General features: G+C 63.0%; 19 protein-coding genes. 11 read left to right on the forward strand and 8 right to left on the reverse strand.

All coding sequences use genetic code 11. The annotated features are described in order from the left end of the window. Positions 1-150: 150 nt before the first annotated feature. Positions 151-948: a YdcF family protein gene (locus ABMA46_RS13655; RefSeq protein ID WP_349000088.1), complete on the forward strand. Its 798-nt coding sequence runs from the start codon at positions 151-153 to the stop codon at positions 946-948. Between the two features lie 151 nt (positions 949-1099). Further along, positions 1100-2473, forward strand: a complete 1374-nt coding sequence (locus tag ABMA46_RS13660) for a class II 3-deoxy-7-phosphoheptulonate synthase (protein WP_349000089.1) — start codon at positions 1100-1102, stop codon at positions 2471-2473. 87 nt (positions 2474-2560) lie between these two features. Here ABMA46_RS13660 and ABMA46_RS13665 read toward each other — a convergent pair whose 3' ends face one another. Further along, positions 2561-3628: a GGDEF domain-containing protein gene (locus tag ABMA46_RS13665; RefSeq protein WP_349000091.1), complete on the reverse strand. Its 1068-nt coding sequence runs from the start codon at positions 3626-3628 to the stop codon at positions 2561-2563. A 311-nt stretch (positions 3629-3939) separates the two neighbouring features. On the opposite strand from ABMA46_RS13665, the gene ABMA46_RS13670 reads away from it, so the two are divergent. Both ABMA46_RS13670 and ABMA46_RS13675 read left to right on the forward strand, forming a co-directional pair. Beyond that, entirely contained in the window at positions 3940-4359 is a 420-nt protein-coding gene (locus tag ABMA46_RS13670; RefSeq protein ID WP_349000093.1) for a GFA family protein, read from the forward strand. A 70-nt stretch (positions 4360-4429) separates the two neighbouring features. Continuing rightward, positions 4430-4789 (forward strand): diacylglycerol kinase, encoded by a 360-nt coding sequence (locus ABMA46_RS13675; protein WP_349000095.1) that lies wholly within the window; start codon positions 4430-4432, stop codon positions 4787-4789. Here ABMA46_RS13675 and ABMA46_RS13680 read toward each other — a convergent pair. Together ABMA46_RS13680 and ABMA46_RS13685 are read right to left on the reverse strand one after the other, a co-directional pair. Next, positions 4786-5376, reverse strand: coding sequence for a DedA family protein (locus ABMA46_RS13680; protein ID WP_349000097.1), 591 nt, complete (start codon positions 5374-5376; stop codon positions 4786-4788). The two genes, ABMA46_RS13675 and ABMA46_RS13680, sit on opposite strands and share 4 nt — an antisense overlap. Then, the gene (locus tag ABMA46_RS13685; RefSeq protein WP_349000099.1) at positions 5373-5948 is read right to left on the reverse strand and encodes a DUF1003 domain-containing protein; all 576 of its coding nucleotides are present in this window, start codon (positions 5946-5948) and stop codon (positions 5373-5375) included. Before ABMA46_RS13685 ends, ABMA46_RS13680 begins: the two co-directional genes overlap by 4 nt. Positions 5949-6148: 200 nt before the next feature. On the opposite strand from ABMA46_RS13685, the gene ABMA46_RS13690 reads away from it, so the two are divergent. The 3 genes from ABMA46_RS13690 (at position 6149) to ABMA46_RS13700 (ending at position 10339) form a co-directional block, all read left to right on the forward strand. Further along, positions 6149-7831: an NAD+ synthase gene (locus tag ABMA46_RS13690; RefSeq protein WP_349000101.1), complete on the forward strand. Its 1683-nt coding sequence runs from the start codon at positions 6149-6151 to the stop codon at positions 7829-7831. 5 nt (positions 7832-7836) lie between these two features. Further along, entirely contained in the window at positions 7837-8238 is a 402-nt protein-coding gene (locus tag ABMA46_RS13695; RefSeq protein WP_349000102.1) for a GNAT family N-acetyltransferase, read from the forward strand. A 295-nt stretch (positions 8239-8533) separates the two neighbouring features. Continuing rightward, positions 8534-10339, forward strand: a complete 1806-nt coding sequence (locus tag ABMA46_RS13700; RefSeq protein WP_349000104.1) for an ABC transporter ATP-binding protein — start codon at positions 8534-8536, stop codon at positions 10337-10339. Between the two features lie 247 nt (positions 10340-10586). On the opposite strand, the gene ABMA46_RS13705 is transcribed toward ABMA46_RS13700, so the two are convergent. Beyond that, entirely contained in the window at positions 10587-11072 is a 486-nt protein-coding gene (locus ABMA46_RS13705; RefSeq protein WP_349000106.1) for a hypothetical protein, read from the reverse strand. A gap of 198 nt (positions 11073-11270) precedes the next feature. On the opposite strand from ABMA46_RS13705, the gene ABMA46_RS13710 reads away from it, so the two are divergent. Next, positions 11271-11480 carry a hypervirulence associated TUDOR domain-containing protein gene (locus ABMA46_RS13710; protein WP_349000108.1) on the forward strand — a complete coding sequence of 70 codons (210 nt, stop codon included), beginning with the start codon at positions 11271-11273 and terminating at the stop codon, positions 11478-11480. A gap of 9 nt (positions 11481-11489) precedes the next feature. Next, positions 11490-12053 carry a DUF488 domain-containing protein gene (locus ABMA46_RS13715; RefSeq protein ID WP_349000109.1) on the forward strand — a complete coding sequence of 188 codons (564 nt, stop codon included), beginning with the start codon at positions 11490-11492 and terminating at the stop codon, positions 12051-12053. A gap of 11 nt (positions 12054-12064) precedes the next feature. Here ABMA46_RS13715 and ABMA46_RS13720 read toward each other — a convergent pair whose 3' ends face one another. The 4 genes from ABMA46_RS13720 to ABMA46_RS13735 form a co-directional block, all read right to left on the reverse strand. Then, entirely contained in the window at positions 12065-12661 is a 597-nt protein-coding gene (locus ABMA46_RS13720; RefSeq protein ID WP_349000111.1) for a hypothetical protein, read from the reverse strand. A gap of 36 nt (positions 12662-12697) precedes the next feature. Then, complete coding sequence (locus tag ABMA46_RS13725; RefSeq protein WP_349000112.1) at positions 12698-13318, reverse strand: hypothetical protein; 621 nt, start codon at positions 13316-13318, stop codon at positions 12698-12700. Next, the gene (locus tag ABMA46_RS13730) at positions 13284-13739 is read right to left on the reverse strand and encodes a hypothetical protein (protein WP_349000114.1); all 456 of its coding nucleotides are present in this window, start codon (positions 13737-13739) and stop codon (positions 13284-13286) included. Before ABMA46_RS13730 ends, ABMA46_RS13725 begins: the two co-directional genes overlap by 35 nt. A 68-nt stretch (positions 13740-13807) precedes the next feature. Further along, positions 13808-14059: a hypothetical protein gene (locus ABMA46_RS13735; protein ID WP_349000116.1), complete on the reverse strand. Its 252-nt coding sequence runs from the start codon at positions 14057-14059 to the stop codon at positions 13808-13810. Positions 14060-14124: 65 nt separating this feature from the next. Between ABMA46_RS13735 and ABMA46_RS13740 the strand changes: the two genes are divergently transcribed. Beyond that, on the forward strand, positions 14125-14766 hold the full coding sequence (locus tag ABMA46_RS13740; protein WP_349000117.1) for a hypothetical protein: 642 nt from the start codon (positions 14125-14127) through the stop codon (positions 14764-14766). 914 nt (positions 14767-15680) lie between these two features. Next, a partial coding sequence (locus ABMA46_RS13745) for a group III truncated hemoglobin (protein WP_349000119.1) occupies positions 15681-15953 on the forward strand: 273 nt, incomplete at its 3' end.

The following is a 15953-nucleotide window of genomic DNA, read 5'->3' on the forward strand; positions in this document are numbered from 1 at the left end:
GTCATCCCGGAAGCCGTGCGCCGCGAAGCGAAGCGCGACTATCCGGGATCCATTCCGTAATGCTTCAGATATTCCGAAATGGATCCCGGCCCTCCCTTCGCGGCGCTCGGTCGGCCGGGATGACGCCGGACATTTGGAATCGGACTGACGATGTTCTTCATTCTTTCCAAGCTCTTCTGGGCGATCGCTCAACCAATCAACCTGATCGCCGTCATTCTAATGGTGGGCGTTGTTGCTGGCTGGTTCGGACACCGCAAGGTCCTGCGCGGCGCCGCAACGCTGGCGTTTCTCGCGCTTGCGCTCGCCGCCTGGACATCGCTCGGTGCGCTGATGCTCGGACCTCTGGAGGGACGGTACCAGCGGCCGTCGCCGCCGCCGGCGAAAGTGGACGGAATCGTCGTACTCGGCGGCGGGCTGGAAGGCGCGATCAACCTCGCGCGCGGAGGTTATGAACTGAACTCCGGCGGCGACCGTTTCGTGGAGGCGGCGGTTCTCGCCCGCCGCTATCCCGAAGCAAGGATCGTCGTCAGCGGCGGCGTCGGGACCCTGCTGCTTGAAGGCGAGAGCGACGCCACGAGCGCGCAAAGGCTGCTGACGGCGCTGGGCGTCGATCCGGGTCGATTGATCCTTGAGGCGAAGTCGCGCAACACCTACGAGAATGCTCTTTTCACCAGCGCGTTGGTGAAGCCGAAGCCGGGAGAGACCTGGCTGCTGGTCACTTCGGCTTTCCACATGCCGCGCGCCAAGGCCTTGTTCGACAAGGCCGGCTTTCCGACAGTTCCTTGGCCCGTCGACTATCGGACCTCGGGCAGGGAGGCAATTTCGCTCTTTGCCGATAATTCCGCCGACGCGCTGTCTAACACGACGACGGCGATGCGCGAATGGATCGGGCTCGTCGCCTACTGGTTGGCCGGCCGCATTCCTTCGCCGTTCCCGTCCGCCCTTTGAAGCGACTTTCGGCAAATGGTCGCCGCGTGGACAAAACCGGGCTAGAATAGACATCCGGCTTCCTGTAAGGAGCCGCCATTCCCATATGAGCCGACGGTCCATCGGGAGCGGGGAGCGGGCGCTCGTGTCCGCGCAAGCGTTAGGTGTCGAAATGACGAAATGGTCGCCGAATTCGTGGAGAGACAAGCCGATCAGCCAGGTTCCGTCCTATCCGGACGCGGCCGCGCTAAAGGAAGTGGAGGGCCGCCTCGCGACCTTTCCGCCGCTCGTCTTCGCGGGTGAGGCGCGCAAGCTGAAGAAGCAGTTGGCGACTGTCGCCGCCGGGGACGCCTTCCTCCTGCAAGGCGGCGATTGCGCCGAGAGCTTCGCCGAGCACGGCGCCGACAACATCCGCGACTTCTTCCGCGTCTTCCTGCAGATGGCGGTGGTGATGACCTTCGCCGGCTCGCAGCCGGTGGTGAAGATCGGCCGTGTTGCCGGCCAGTTCGCCAAGCCGCGCTCCGCCGACACCGAGACAAGAGACGGCGTGACGCTGCCGTCCTATCGCGGCGACATCATCAACGGGACGTCGTTCGACGAGAAGGCGCGCGTGCCGGATCCGGCTCGTCAGGAGATGGCCTATCGCCAATCCGCCGCGACCCTCAACCTGCTGCGCGCCTTTGCCCAGGGCGGCTATGCCAGCCTCGAGAACGTGCATAAATGGATGCTCGGCTTCGTCTCCGACAGCCCGCAGGCGGAGAAATACGAATCGCTGGCCAACCGCATCACTGAGACGATGGAATTCATGCGCGCGGTGGGCATCACGTCGGAAAGCAATTTCGCGCTGCGCGAGACCGATTTCTACACCAGCCACGAGGCGCTGCTGCTCGGCTACGAGGAAGCGCTGACGCGCGTGGATTCCACCAGCGGCGACTGGTACGCGACCTCCGGCCACATGATCTGGATCGGCGACCGTACCCGCCAGCCCGACCATGCGCATGTCGAATACGCGCGCGGCATCAAGAACCCGCTCGGCCTGAAATGCGGTCCGTCGCTGGAACCGGACGGTCTGCTCAGGCTGATCGACACGCTGAACCCGGAGAACGAGCCCGGCCGGCTCACACTGATCGCCCGCTTCGGCGCCGACAAGGTGGCCGACCATTTGCCGAAGCTCATTCGCGCGGTCAAAAAGGCAGGCCGCAGCGTGGTGTGGTCGTGCGATCCCATGCATGGCAATACCGTCACCGCCGCCGGCTACAAGACCCGCCCGTTCGACCGTATCCTCAAGGAAGTCCAGGGCTTCTTCGAGGTGCATCATGCGGAAGGAACGCATCCGGGTGGCATCCATATCGAGATGACTGGCAAGAACGTCACGGAATGCACCGGCGGCGCGCGCGCCATCACCGCCGAGAACCTCCAGGACCGCTATCACACGCATTGCGACCCGCGCCTCAACGCGGACCAGTCGATCGAGCTGGCGTTCCTGGTTTCCGACCTTCTCAAGAAGAGCGGCACCCGCCAGGCGCATACGCAAGCGGCGGAATAGGACCGGCCACGGGCCTGACATACGAAAGGGCGCCGTGAGCGCCCTTTTTCATATCCCGGGTCAGCATGTGCGGCGCGCCGGAGCCGGTCAGTCCTTCCTGTAGAGCATCCAGTTCTTGCCGCGCCCGGCCATCGCCGAGTGCCTGGTCACCTGATTGCGTCCGCTGACCTTGGACCGGTAGAGCGCCCGGTCCGCCTTGGTGTAGAGGTCTTCGGGACTGTCGGCCTCGGACGCCATGCACAGGCCCATCGAGACCGTGACCTTGCCGTAGGCGGCTCCGGTCTTGGTGTTGGCGAAAGGCGTCTGCTCGATGAGGAGCCGGATGCGCTCGGCGATCTCGAAAGTGGTGTCTTCGCTGGCGCCTTCGATGATGAGGGCGAATTCCTCGCCGCCGGTGCGCGCCACGAACATGTCGGCGCGGATGCTGCTCTGGAATATCCCGGCCACGATCTGGATGATGCGATCGCCGACCGGATGCCCGAAGCGGTCGTTGATGTCCTTGAACCGATCGATGTCGGCCAGGATGAGGGCGTTGAACAGGATGCCCCTGTTGCTGTTGTAGATTCGCGCGATTTCCTTGTCGAAGGCGCGGCGGTTCCATATCTGCGTCAGCGGATCGGTATCGGCAAGGCGCTTGTATTCCTCGAGCTTGGATTTGACCGTCTCCAGTTCCGCCGACTTGTCGTCGAGGGTGACGGCCATCTGCCGGCCGTGATCGATCGTCGAGGTCGTCGCCGTCGATACCGCGCCGACGATCTTGTTCAGCAAGTCGCGCGACAATTCGTTGCGGCCGTTGAGGCCGCTGGAGGTCTCGTTCAGGATCCGCCCGTATTTTTCGATGTGGCCGCGTTCGTTGCGCAGCAGCGAGGCGATGTCTTCGAGTTCCCTGGCGAGAACGTCGCGCGCCTGCTCGACGATGCCGGGGCCGTGGTTCTGGGCGAAGAACCTGCGCCCGATGCGATCGAGGTCTTCCTGCGTCGGCCTGCTGCTCAGCGCGACCACGGCAAGGCTGAGTTCCGGGTTGGAACCACTCAACGCCTCGTAGAATATCTCGTAATTGCGCGGCAGGCCGACGACGCCAAGCTGCCGCATGGTCGTGACCACCGCGGTTGCCAGGTCGGAATTTCGGTCTGGCGTCGCGACTGCCGGCTGCATGTGAGGCCCGCTGTTCGAGTTCGTTTCCGACGAGGCAGCAAGGGCCTCGTCGCCGTGCGGCGGGGTTGCTTCGATTGTACCAAGTTCAGCCACGAAGGAGCCGCCCCAATTCGATCTCCGTAAGCGCAAATATAGATGCTGTTCGGCTAAAGTTTTCTTAATTTGAACGACTTACGAAAACTTCTCATTTGCCAATTCTGTTCAGTCCTGTCCAGATGATTACCCAAACGTCAGGCTCACGCGTCGCAATCGTGGCCTCGCCATGCCGGACGAGATGGCAGTTTGCACGGGACAACGAAACGGAGAGCGAAATGGCGGAAATTCATGACGGCTCGTGCCTGTGCGGCGCGGTGAAATTCCGCACGCGCGGTCCCTTGCGCGGCGTCGTCTATTGTCACTGCTCGCAATGCCGCAAGCAGACTGGCCATTTCCTGGCGGCCACCAGCAGCGCCGACAGGGATCTGACGATCGAGGAGAACGGGTCGCTGGGCTGGTATGCGGCGTCCGAGGACGCCAGGCGCGGATTTTGCCGCACCTGCGGCTCCGTGCTGTTCTGGAAGCGCAATGACGCGGACAGCGTCTCGATCATGGCTGGCGCCTTCGACAGGCCTTCCGGGCTGAAAGGCGAAAGCCACATCTTCGTGGCCGACAAGGGCGATTACTACGAGATTTGCGACGGCTTGCCGCAGTTCCAGCGCTCGAGCCCGACGATCGCCGTTGCGAACAAATGAAAGACAGGAGATAAGCGCTGCAAAATCGAACCTTGCCGGGCATCGCCGGCGAGGGCAGGGTGTCTCTTCCATGCAGCGACTGATCAGTGCTTTCTACAATTCCATACGCGCGTTCCGGCGGCTGGCGGGCAGCGAGACCGCCTTCCAGCAGGAACTGCTGCTGTTGCTCGTCTCGCTGCCGGTCGCCTGGTTCGTGTCGACGTCGTGGCGCGGCTATGCGCTGCTGGTCGGCGCCGTGCTGGTGCTGATGCTGGTGGAAGTGCTCAACACCGGCATAGAGGCGACCTGCGACGCCGTCAGCCGCGAGTTCAACATCGACATCCAGCTCGCCAAGGATTGCGGCTCGCTGGCCGTCCTGATCACCAGCGTGCTGACCGCCGGCGTGTGGCTGATCGCCGTCGTGGAACGCATCACCGGTGCGCCGATCTAGCTTTCCTCGCGCTTGCGTTCCCGACCGGCGACATGGTGCGCCACCAGAAAGGCGGCGAGCGCGATCACGGCGCCGATCCCGAGAGCGATCAACAAGCGCTCGTGATGGACCAGCGCCCGGCCGACGAACCGTTCGGCGCCGAGTCCGAAGACATAGCCGATGGCGGTGAAAAGCGCGGCCCATATAGCCGACGAGATCGCATTCAACGCCGCGAAACGGATGACGGAAATGCCTGACAGGCCGGAGGCTATGCCGCCGACGAGCCGCATTCCGTAGATATACCGGTTCGACAGCACGAACAGGTTCGGATGGCTTCGCACAAGCTGGTACGCATGGTTGAAGCCGGGCCGCCTGCGAAGGCGCACCACGCGTGGATGGTCGGCGAAACTGTATCCGAGCACGAAAAAGAACGTGTCGCCGACGAAGGCGCCGAAAAAGGCCGCCAGCCAGGCTTGCCATGTCACGAAGACGTGCTGGTGGGCGAAGAATCCGCCCAGGATTGCCGCGCTTTCGCCTTCCGCCACGCAGCCGGCGAAGACCGCGACCAGTCCGTACTGTTCGACGAGATGATGGATGAACCCGGTCATTTCGCCGAGGCGCCGGCGCCGCCTGCCGCCGCGATGCGATCCTCCAGGCGCTGCAACTGCCCGGCTATGCGGCTCACGTCTTCCCGCAAGGCGATGATCTGCTGATGGCGAAGCTCGTCCAGCTTCTCATGCAGGGCCATGATCTCGATCTCGGCCTTGAGGTTCACCTCGTAGTCGTGGGCGGCATCAATGCGATCGCGCTCAGCCTGCCGGTTCTGCGACATCATGATGACGGGTGCCTGAAGCGCCGCGATCATCGACAGGACCAGGTTCAGGAAGATGAACGGGTAGGGGTCGAAGGATTCGCGGCCCAGCAGCCAGGCGTTGCCGATTGTCCATGCGAACAGCAAGGCGATGAAGCCGAGGATGAACGACCATGAGCCGCCAAAGCGCGCTATGGCGTCGGCCACCCTGTCGCCGAAGGTCTGCTTGCTGGCATAGGCTTTGTTGATGTCCTGTGCGATCGGCCGCCGCTCGATCGTGCTTTCCAGAACCCTGTGCTCAAGAAGCGAAAGCCCGTCGGGCCGTCGCTTGAGCCAGCGCTTGGCAAGGTCCTCTATGGATTTGTGCATGGATCGCCTCGTCGTCCTTCGGTCGCGATGAGTGATGTCTTGTGCCTAGAAATACGCAAAGAGCCGGCCGGTCGCCAGCAGCGAAAGGATATGCCGGCCGGTAGAATTCCAGTGCCGGAACGGCCCGGCAATACAGTGGCCGCATGATGGTCCAAGCGAATGCCGTTGTCGTGGCCGCCCGCGCAGGCTAAATCCCGGATATGACGAAGACATCCGCTCCCGACACGCTCCGCATCGCCATCGCCCAGTTGAACCCGACAGTGGGCGACGTCTCCGGCAATCTTGCCAAAGCGCGCGAGGCGAGGGCGGACGCAGCTCGCCAGGGCGCCGACCTCATTCTTTACACCGAGCTTTTCATCTCCGGCTATCCGCCGGAGGATCTGGTGCTGAAGCCCGCCTTCCTCCGGGCCTGCGAGCGCGCGGCCCTCGATCTTGCCGCCGACACGGGCGACGGCGGCCCCGGCGTCATCGTCGGCACGCCGTTGAAACGGCCCTCAGGCACCCACAATGCGGTAATCGTCGCCGACGGCGGCAAGGTGCTGGCGGAGCGCTACAAGATCGACCTGCCGAACTATGGCGAGTTCGACGAGAAGCGCGTTTTCCAGGCTGGGCCGGAAGTCGGCGGGCCGGTCAATTTCCGCGGCGTGCGCATCGGCATACCGATCTGCGAGGATATCTGGGGCGATCTCGGCGTGTGCGAGACGCTGGCCGAGAGCGGTGCGGAGATCCTGCTCGTGCCGAACGGTTCGCCCTATTATCGCGGCAAGATGGACGTGCGCCATCAGGTGGCCATCAGGCAGGTGATCGAGACGGGTCTGCCGCTCGTCTATGCCAACCAGCTCGGCGGCCAGGACGAGCTTGTCTTCGACGGCGCGTCGTTTGCGATCGGCACGGACAAATCGCTCGCCTTCCAGATGAGCCAGTTCGAGGAAACGCTGGCGGTCACGACGTGGAACAGAACCACCGAGGGCTGGATCTGCAAGGCCGGCCCGATGTCGCGCCTGCCGGACCAGGAGGAGGCTGACTACCGCGCCTGCATGGTGGGCCTGCGCGACTACGTCAACAAGAACGGCTTCAAGGACGTGGTGCTCGGCCTTTCCGGCGGCATCGATTCGGCGATCTGCGCGGCGCTTGCCGTCGACGCGCTGGGCGAGGAACGGGTGCGCTGCGTGATGATGCCCTACCGCTACACGTCGAAGGATTCGCTGAAGGACGCCGAAGACTGCGCCCGCGCCCTCGGCTGCCGCTACGACATCGTGCCGATCTTCGAGCCGGTGGAAGGTTTTCAGCACGCGCTGACGCAACTTTTCGAGGGCACGAAATCCGGCGTCACGGAAGAGAACCTGCAAAGCCGCGCGCGCGGCACCATCCTGATGGCGATCTCCAACAAGTTCGGATCGATGGTGGTGACGACGGGCAACAAGTCCGAGATGTCGGTCGGCTACGCTACGCTCTATGGCGACATGAACGGCGGATTCAACCCGATCAAGGACATATACAAGATGCAGGTCTACGGCCTGTCGCGCTGGCGCAACGCGCATGTGCCGCCGACTGCGCTCGGACCGTCCGGCGAGGTCATCCCGGCGAACATCATCGACAAGGCGCCCTCGGCGGAACTGCGCGAGAACCAGACCGACCAGGATTCGCTGCCGCCCTATCCGGTGCTCGACGATATCCTCGAATGCCTGGTCGAGAACGAGATGGGCGTGGAGGAGATCGTGGCGCGCGGCCACCCGCGGGAGACCGTGGCGCGCGTGGAAAATCTGCTCTACATCGCCGAATACAAGCGCCGGCAGGCGGCGCCCGGCGTGAAGATCACCCGCAAGAACTTCGGCCGCGACCGTCGCTACCCCATCACCAACCGGTTCCGCGACAAGGAATGACAGGGATGGTGCGAATATCGCACGATCTGGCCGATCTCGATTTCGAAACGACGTCGCGGCTGCTTCGGGAAAGCTATTGGGGCCGCTCGCGCACCGACGCGATCAACAAGCGGGCTTTCGCGCATTCGGTCTGCGCGGCCGCGATTCTTGACGGCAAGCAGGTGGGGTTCGCGCGCGCCTCCGGCGACCGCAGCGTGTTCGCGCGCATCTCCGATGTCATTGTCTGGCCGGATCACAGGGGCAGGGGTGTCGGCAAGGCGCTGGTCTCCGCCCTGCTGGAGCATCCTGAGTTGCGCACCGTTTCGACCTGGATGCTCAACACAGGCGACGCGCACGGCCTTTACGAGCGTTTCGGGTTCCGGCGTGTAACGGATGGGAACGAGATGCGTCTGGATCGCCAGATTTGACCGCCGCAGTCTCTGTTGCAGATTGACGCGATCGATTCAGCCAGTTGCGATTTGTGACCGGACGGGGCTTGTCCGGCACTGGCGCCGCAAATAGAAAGGCACTTCCGCGATTCCCCCCTCGGGAGGTCACGAATGCCAGGATTCGACATCGCTACAAAGGGCCGCCAGGCCTAGGCACGCGCGCCGCCGTTTTTCGGCGGACTCGGCACATTCGCTCCGACAAGGCGCTTCGGCGCCCGCGGTTTTTCTTCATTCGATACTTTCCGGAGCCGGGCCTTTCTGCCCGGACGACATCATGACTCGTTTCAGGATCGATCTGCGCGGCGGCGCATTCGCCAGCGTTCTGGGGTTCACCTTCGCGCATTGGCGCCGGCAGCCTGGACGGCTGGCGCTCATCATTCTCACCTTCCTCGTCGCGACGCTCGCCGACGTGATGACGCCGCTTTACTCCGGCCGGCTGGTCGACGCGGTGGCGCGCGGCGCGGCCACCGACGCGGCGGCATGGGAAGCGGCCGTCTCTGCCTTCCTGTGGCTGGTCGGTCTGGCGCTGGCGGCGGTGGTGATGCGCAATCTCGCCTTTATCGGCATCACCGACCTGACGCTGAAGATGATGTCGGACATTTCGGCCGACGCGTTCCGGCGCGTCCAGCGCTTCTCGACCGACTGGCACGCCAATTCCTTCGCCGGCTCGACCGTGCGCAAGGTCACGCGCGGCATGTGGGCGCTGGACCTGTTGAACGACACGATCCTGATCGCGCTGTTTCCCTCGGTGGTGATGCTGCTGGGCTCGACCCTCCTGCTCGGCTGGTACTGGCCGTTGATGGGCGCAGTCGTGGCGCTGGGTTCGATCGTCTTCATCGCGGTCACCGCCGTGCTGTCGCTGGGCTACGTCGCCCCGGCGGCGCGGCTCGCCAACATCTGGGACACGCGCCTCGGCGGCTCGCTGGCCGACGCCATAAGCTGCAACGCAGTCGTCAAAGGGTTCGGCGCCGAGGAGCGCGAGGAAGCCCGCTTCGCCGACGTGGTCGGCAAGTGGCGCGGCCGTACGCGCCGCACCTGGATGCGCGGCACGCTGAACGGCACGACACAAGGCACGATGCTGCTGGCACTGCGGGCGGCCGTCATCGGCACGGCCCTGCTTCTCTGGTCGTGGGGCGAGGCGAGCGCCGGCGACGTCGCCTTCGTTCTCACCGCATTCTTCGTGCTGCAGGGCTATCTGCGCGACATCGGCGTCCACATCCGCAACATGCAGCGCTCGGTCAACGACATGGAGGAACTCGTCGACATCCAGGCCGAGCCCTTCGGCGTGGCCGACGCGCCGGGCGCCGTTCCGATCCGGATCGGGGAGGGCGCCATCGCCTTCGAGCACGTGACCTTCCACTACGGCAATCACCGACTGCCGCTCTACCGCGATTTCTCGCTGGAGATCAGGCCCGGAGAGCGCGTCGGCCTCGTCGGCCATTCCGGCTCCGGCAAGACGACCTTCGTCAAGCTCATCCAGCGTCTTTATGACGTGACCGGCGGCCGGATCGTCATCGACGGGCAGGACATCGCGCAGGTGACGCAGGCGTCGCTGCGCCAGCAGATCGCTATCGTGCAGCAGGAGCCGATCCTGTTCCACCGCACGCTGGCCGAGAACATCGCCTATGGGCGACCGGACGCCACCCAGGCCGAGATCGAGGAGGCGGCTCGGCTGGCCAGCGCGCACGAGTTCATCATGCGGCTTCCCAAGGCCTACGGGACGCTGGTGGGCGAGCGCGGCGTGAAACTGTCGGGCGGCGAGCGCCAGCGCGTGGCGATCGCCCGCGCCTTCCTCGCCGACGCGCCGATCCTGATCCTGGACGAAGCGACCTCGAGCCTCGACTCCGAATCGGAAGTGCTGATCCAGCAGGCCATGGAGCGGCTGATGGTGGGGCGCACCACGCTGGTCATCGCACACCGCCTCTCCACCGTGCGCGCGCTCGACCGGCTGCTGGTCTTCGATGCGGGCGAGGTGGTCGAGGAGGGCTCGCACGACCAGCTCATCCGCCTCCACGGCGGCATCTACCGCAGGCTGTTCGAGCGCCAGGCGCTGGAACTGACGAAGGGCCTTGCGGTCTGAGCGGCTCAGAGGCCTCCCGGCGTTACCTAAGGCCGCCGGCTCGGCCGCCGGTCGGCGGCATTCCCGCCGGGGTTCGGGGTTGGGTCTTCCCGCGTATCCCGGACAGGCTTGTCTTTCGGGTCGCTGCCCGGCGGCTTCGGAGGCTTCCTGTTGTCTTCCGCCACGCGTTTCGGTTTTGTCTCGCGTTCCATGACGGACTCCCTTGCATCGCCTCCAACGGCGAACAGGAGAGCAGGTTCCCTCGCGTTCAGAAGCGGAATGCCCAGTAGAGGCAGGCAAGGGTGGCCGCGACGCTGGCGACGAGCATCAGGCTGCGCAACAGCACGTTGCGCCGCAACTCGTTGAGAAGCGCGTGGCACACGACGATCGCCGCCACGAACACGAACTGCCAGTCGAGCAGGCCGCGCAGGATGGCGAACTGCCCGAAGGCGACGCGGCCGAGCAGGCAACCGACGATCGTGGCGAACAGCACCAGCGCAGCGAGATAGGTCGTCTCCACCGCGCTCACCAGCACGAAGGCCGCTGCGCGCAGCGGCAGGATCATCAGCAACGCCACGCCCAAGAAATAGAGCGCTGCCAGCGGTATGAACGAGGCGGAACTGGCCAGCCCGTCCAGGCGTTTCACGCCAATCGCGCCGAACCCGTAGCCCTGCCGTACCAGAAGCAGCGAAAAAGCCGTGAGCAGCGCCGTCAGGACGACAACGAGCGCGAACGTGCTGATGGATCTGGACATGCCACCCCTCGAATCTGGCTAGCGCTTTAGTAGCGCAGCGAAGATGACAGTTCCAATGTCGAAAGTGGAAGGGCGGCAGATCGTTCAACGGCTGACCGGCTCTCGACGGAGCGGACCGCTTCGGGACAAGGTGGGAACGAACGCGGGCGCAACTGGTTGTTCCGGCACCTGCGGCAGACCGGACGAGGAGTCGGCGAGATGACGAAGCGATTTGACATCGGTGATCATGTGACCTGGAATTCCGAGGCAGGTCGCGTGTCGGGTACGATCATCGCGATCCACACGCGAGATTTCGACTACAAAGGACATACGCACCATGCCACCGAAGACGATCCCCAGTATGAGATCAGGAGCGACAAGACCGACCATATCGCCGCTCACAAGGGCAGTGCCCTCGATTGCGCCTGACAGCTTGACGTGACGCTGCCGTTTTTCACCATCGGTCATTCCAACCGGCACATCGATGATTTCATCGGACTTTTGCGCCAGGTACAAATCGAACTCCTGGTCGACATCAGGAAGATGCCGATGTCGCGAGCCAACCCGCAGTTCAACGCGGATCGTCTGCCGGAATCCCTGGCGGCTTTCCAGATATCGTATGATTATATCGCCGCACTGGGCGGCCTCCGCCGCAGGAACCGGGCGCTGCCCCGGGAGGTCAACGGCTTCTGGACGAATACGAGCTTCCACAACTACGCCGACTATGCGCTGACAGCCGAATTCCACGAAGGGCTCGAACGTCTGATTTCCGAAGGGCAAGGGAAGTGCTCTGCGATCATGTGCTCGGAGGCGGTCTGGTGGCGATGTCACCGGCGCATCGTGTCGGACTATCTGATCGCGCGCGGAGAGACGGTGTTCCACATCATGGGAGGAGGCCGCGTCGAACGCGCCCAACTCACGAAGGGCGCGGTTATCGAACCCGATGCGACGGTCGTATATCCCGCGATGCATCGCGGCGAAGCACGCCCCAAAGGGTCATGATACACACTCCGTCAATCGAGTGTGCAGGTCGGAACGAATGGCTTGTTGTAGTCACTGTTCATTTTGAGCGCTTCGGCCGTGTTCTCCAGCGGCGTCATGTTGGGCGGCGGCGGCCAGGTAAACGGTTCGCCGGCACATTTGCGGGCGGCTGCCCAGCACGCCATGCTGCGCGGATCCGGCCCATATGACGAAAATCCGGCGCCGATCTTTGGCATCTGGGAATCCTGCCGTTCGGCCTCCTCGCGTCGACGAGCCGGATCGTACGTCTGTTTGATGTGATGCTCACCATCCGCCGAAACGAAACCATCCTCGACCGCAAACGAGATCGCATGGTCCTTTAGGCAGACGACACGGTCCTTTTCAGCCAGTTCGGGGCCGTACGAGGCCGGCATATGGGGCCAACGGATATCCACCTCCAGAGCATCGCCTATCTGCCGCATGCTCCCGATGTCCACCATCGCATCGGTCGGTGATTTGTCCCCGGCGCTCGCAACCCATTCGGGCGATCCAGCCGCGATCGACGAGGGCTCCACTGTCACCCCCGCTGCAAGGCAGACCTCGCCGAGGCACAAGACCGGTAGAATGAGAAGAATTCCGCGTTTCTGCATTTTGGGCGATCACTTAAGTCGGAACTGTCGTTGTTCCTAATTCTGCGGTTGCGGCAAGGCCGCCTTCAGGAAAACGCCCGTCTGCGCGGCGCGCAATTGTTTCAAGCCGCCAAGGAACGCCTTCGCGTTGGCGTTCCCGTAGGCCCGACGGCTCAGGGCGAACAGCAGGACGCCTGACCTGGTCGGTGCGTAGCGATACAGATTCCACTCGATCACATATTCGCCCTTCGTATCCTTGGCGCTGACCAGGAAGTCGAGGACAACCTCGCCTGTAGCGTCATTTTGCAGGACCTCGAAATGGGTGAGGGGGTCGGCGCCTTTCCGCTTTTCCAGCATTGCGATTTGATTTTTGATGGCGTCGATGACTTTGACATCGCCGGTCAAGCGCTCGACCAGAAGCATCTGGTCGTAGTTTTCGACAGATTGGCCTGTGGGAACGTATTCCTGCTTGCTGTAGTTTTCCGACGGCTGGGAACTCCATGCCAGTTCGTATGATTTCCCGTCCAGTTCGATGGGACCCGGCAGCCCTAGGAAATCGATGGCCTGGGCGACGGCAGGCGCTGTCATCAGGGTCAATGCGAGGAAAAGCAACGCCGATCTTGCTGCCGTCATTGCCCAGCCCTCAGTTTCCGCTGGCCCGGCGGGCCGCAGCACCATCCCGTCTTCCCATTTCCCGCGCCGTCTTCGCCAGCCTTCGGTCGGCCTTCGCCTTTCCGTACAGCCGGACACGCCGATTGTACTCGGGCGCGATCGCCCGCATCATCGCATTCATGTCGCGCCGGCTGGGACGGCCCACACGAGCGGTCGGCTGCCTCTTGCCGGCCCGCCGCGCCCGGTCGGCCTTGCACACGCCTTCGTTCGGCCATTTCCGGCAATAGGCCTTCATGGTCGGTGACAGTTCCTCGGAGTGCCGGGATTTCTGCCCGAGCTGTCGTGCGCCGCCCAGGATCGACTGGCCCAGGGCGGTGGCTCCCATGCCCGTGCCGAGATCGAGCGTCGCACCGGGGTCGTACTGGGCATGAGCATCGAGTGAAAACGTAACAGCCAGCAAGGCGGCAGCGAGCAGCGGAAATCTCATCCTCGTCTCCCCAGCCCCTGCCCAGCGGCGACTATAGCCACCCGGTCGATCGATACAACCAGTCCGTGTCACCTTGGATAGATGAGGAATTCCCTGTTTCGTCCCATGCGACAGTCTTCAGTGAAATCGTCGGCCGTCGACGGATCGGCGCGGAACCGGGCGAACTGGTCGGCGGTGATGGTGAAATAGGCTTCCCACTCGGCGGCGGCCGTAAATCCGGATACAGGCGTCGACAGGTAAGTGCCGCCTGTCCCCTGATCGGTGCCGAGGCTGAAGCGATGTTCCCGGCTGACGAAGTCGTCCTTGAAACGCTGGATCATCGAACGCGCTCCTCCTCAAAATCGAGGCTTCCTTCACAGCATCGATCCATTATGCGACGTTTGCCTTGTTTCGCCATCCCGTCGCCGAACCGCTGTATGTCGCCTTGCCAATGCCTGCTTTCCCGTCACCCGCGCTTCAGGTCCACTGGTCACTCGTGCCGCAGGACGAGGCGGGCCTCCTTGTTTCCGGAGACTGCCGCCTGCTGGCGATCTGGCCGGCACCCGTGAACCATGATGTCTGCTTCGAGCAGGCAGGGTTCACCCTGTTTGCGGACAACGACGCGGATTGGGATCAAGCGGCCGAGAAGCTTTTGAGTCGCGTTCTCGACAATCTCAGCCAATATGGAGACCCGCACCTCGTCAGCAAGCCGCTCCGGGATGATCGGCCCTGGTATCTAAGGCCGTTTCGAGCCGCTCGGGAATTGCCGTTGTTGCAACAGGCCTTGTTGCCCATGCGGCTGGACTTCCTGCCGCAATTCCATGCGCGGTTCGGCGAAAGCGGCGCTGCGCTACGGACCGGAAGCGGACATTTCCTTCTCTGGGTCGCCCTGCCGGACGCCGAACGGCAGGCAGCCGCTCTTGTGAAGAAGGTCGCAGAACCGTGGCCCATCTTCGAGACAACGCTTCGCTGGCCAATTCTCCTGCCGACCGATGATCCACCATCCAGCCCAGCGCATGGAGCGACCTCGCCTTGCGCAACGGCATAACTCTGCCGATGACGGACTTTGGCTTCGAGGCCTCGGCCCGTGCCTCAGTTTCGAGCGCAAGGACATGATGGTCCCCGAAACGGATTCGCCGGAAACGAATTTCCCGATGAAGTCGAATGCCGGGAAGGGAAGATGGCTGGGGAACCTGGATTCGCACCCAGTAAAACATCGCTTCCCGGCTAGATCGTTGATCCCGCTGCGAAATTCATTCTGTCGGAGTGGCCTCGCCACAATTTGTGCATCACTTCTGTGCCCAGATCCTAGAGGGACGTCAAGAGCATAATCTGCAGCCCGTATGGTCACGCACTAAGCTTGGGGGAAGCCTTGGGCAAACTTTGCCTAGTCGCCAGGGGCCGACATAAAAGACAGTTTGCGCATGAGTATGGATGACAGCTTTGCGCCCCGTTTCAGTCGTTCACGCTTGGATTCACACCGTCCAAAAGCGGACACGCCGCTATCGAACGTCGCCTTGGGCCTCTGAGCCGATCGAACTCATTGCGGAAACCATCGTCTCCTATTCACATGTGAGGTTAATTGGAGCAATCTTGACATCGGCCGATTTTCTCCTGTCCCTGTCTGTCTCGTACGAATTCAGCTTGAATGAGGGCTTCAATTGCGCGGCATCACGACAGAATCTACGGGCACACCTGATATTATTGGAGCGCTAGCGTTCTTCTTCGGCGCGATCGTGATCGCCGCAAGTTTTGGCTCGCTTGTTCTGACAGCCGTAGCTCTAGCTGGGGTTGCGCTGTAGTCCTTGCTGCCGGGTTTTTGAACCGCGGCCTGTGTCTGAACTTTGAAACAACATCCTCCGAAGCCGAACATCCGCGAACCTGCGACGTTTCGTGCCTTGCGGATGAGGGTGCGCGCTTGTAAAAAGTGGTATCTGGAATACTACTTTATATCGGAAGCCGATGGATCCGCAGCCTCTCGACCGAATCCGCTCCGTGACGGAGCAGCCGCTGGAGCACCCGCAGGTGGATCGCGCCTTCATCGGGCGGCTGGTGCGTGCCTTCTATGCGCGGGTGCGTAAAAACGAGCGGCTGGGGCCGATTTTCGAGCGCCACATCGCCGACGACTGGGAGCCGCATCTGGAGAAGATGACCGACTTCTGGTGTTCGGTCATCCTCAAGACGGGAACTTACCAGGGCCGGCCGGTTCCGGCGCACCTCAAGCTGAAGGAAGCC

Origin of the sequence: Mesorhizobium hunchu, from assembly GCF_040081975.1 — a bacterium.
In the GTDB taxonomy this organism is placed as follows: domain Bacteria; phylum Pseudomonadota; class Alphaproteobacteria; order Rhizobiales; family Rhizobiaceae; genus Mesorhizobium; species Mesorhizobium hunchu.

Bases quoted from the DNA above. Each gene is read 5' to 3' on its own strand.
- ABMA46_RS13655 (WP_349000088.1), top strand. From the start codon at position 151: ATGTTCTTCATTCTTTCCAAGCTCTTCTGGGCGATCGCTCAACCAATC.
- ABMA46_RS13730 (WP_349000114.1), bottom strand. From the start codon at position 13,739: ATGAGATTTCCGCTGCTCGCTGCCGCCTTGCTGGCTGTTACGTTTTCA.
- ABMA46_RS13675 (WP_349000095.1), top strand. From the start codon at position 4,430: ATGCAGCGACTGATCAGTGCTTTCTACAATTCCATACGCGCGTTCCGG.
- ABMA46_RS13710 (WP_349000108.1), top strand. From the start codon at position 11,271: ATGACGAAGCGATTTGACATCGGTGATCATGTGACCTGGAATTCCGAG.
- ABMA46_RS13690 (WP_349000101.1), top strand. From the start codon at position 6,149: ATGACGAAGACATCCGCTCCCGACACGCTCCGCATCGCCATCGCCCAG.
- ABMA46_RS13735 (WP_349000116.1), bottom strand. From the start codon at position 14,059: ATGATCCAGCGTTTCAAGGACGACTTCGTCAGCCGGGAACATCGCTTC.
- ABMA46_RS13665 (WP_349000091.1), bottom strand. From the start codon at position 3,628: ATGCAGCCGGCAGTCGCGACGCCAGACCGAAATTCCGACCTGGCAACC.
- ABMA46_RS13725 (WP_349000112.1), bottom strand. From the start codon at position 13,318: ATGGTGCTGCGGCCCGCCGGGCCAGCGGAAACTGAGGGCTGGGCAATG.
- ABMA46_RS13705 (WP_349000106.1), bottom strand. From the start codon at position 11,072: ATGTCCAGATCCATCAGCACGTTCGCGCTCGTTGTCGTCCTGACGGCG.
- ABMA46_RS13695 (WP_349000102.1), top strand. From the start codon at position 7,837: ATGGTGCGAATATCGCACGATCTGGCCGATCTCGATTTCGAAACGACG.
- ABMA46_RS13670 (WP_349000093.1), top strand. From the start codon at position 3,940: ATGGCGGAAATTCATGACGGCTCGTGCCTGTGCGGCGCGGTGAAATTC.
- ABMA46_RS13680 (WP_349000097.1), bottom strand. From the start codon at position 5,376: ATGACCGGGTTCATCCATCATCTCGTCGAACAGTACGGACTGGTCGCG.
- ABMA46_RS13700 (WP_349000104.1), top strand. From the start codon at position 8,534: ATGACTCGTTTCAGGATCGATCTGCGCGGCGGCGCATTCGCCAGCGTT.
- ABMA46_RS13660 (WP_349000089.1), top strand. From the start codon at position 1,100: ATGACGAAATGGTCGCCGAATTCGTGGAGAGACAAGCCGATCAGCCAG.
- ABMA46_RS13720 (WP_349000111.1), bottom strand. From the start codon at position 12,661: ATGCAGAAACGCGGAATTCTTCTCATTCTACCGGTCTTGTGCCTCGGC.
- ABMA46_RS13685 (WP_349000099.1), bottom strand. From the start codon at position 5,948: ATGCACAAATCCATAGAGGACCTTGCCAAGCGCTGGCTCAAGCGACGG.